This is a genomic window from bacterium, from assembly GCA_031082185.1.
In the GTDB taxonomy this organism is placed as follows: Bacteria; Sysuimicrobiota; Sysuimicrobiia; order Sysuimicrobiales; family Humicultoraceae; genus VGFA01.
Window position 1 is genome coordinate 1 of the sequence record JAVHLI010000042.1, and the last position, 594, is coordinate 594.

Annotated in this window: 1 protein-coding gene; it reads right to left on the reverse strand. The window is 53.0% G+C overall.

Annotation, left to right across the window (positions count from 1 at the left end; genetic code table 11):
• Positions 1-594, reverse strand: a 594-nt coding sequence (locus RDU83_14035; protein ID MDQ7842115.1) for a GTP-binding protein, incomplete at both ends; no start/stop codon positions are given.

Below are 594 nucleotides of genomic sequence, written 5' to 3' on the forward strand. Positions count from 1 at the left end.
TATATAACTGTCCACCGCATCCATTAACTTCCATATCGGCCCGCAATTCACACAATCCTTCTTGCCGCAACTGCACTCCAGGGCCTTCAAGGCGCTCCCGGGCACTATCGGTATATCATCCCCAGGAAACTCATACTTCGACAACAGCTCCCTCAACTCCAGCTCCACTAACTCGATCAGCTCCGGATCGTCCACCATGTCCACCTTGTTCAAAAATACCACCATGCTCGGCACTCCCACCTGGCGCGCCAATAATATATGCTCCCGTGTCTGCGGCATCGGACCGTCATCCGCACCCACTACCAATATCGCACCGTCCATCTGCGCCGCTCCCGTTATCATATTCTTTATATAGTCGGCATGCCCGGGACAGTCCACATGCGCATAATGCCGCTTATCCGTCTCATACTCCACATGCGCCGTCGCTATCGTTATTCCCCTCTCCCTCTCCTCCGGCGCCTTGTCTATCTGATCAAACGGTATATGCTCCGCATATCCCGCCTTCGATAACACCGACGTTATCGCACTCGTTAACGTCGTCTTACCATGGTCTATATGCCCTATCGTCCCTATGTTTACATGCGGCTTCTTACG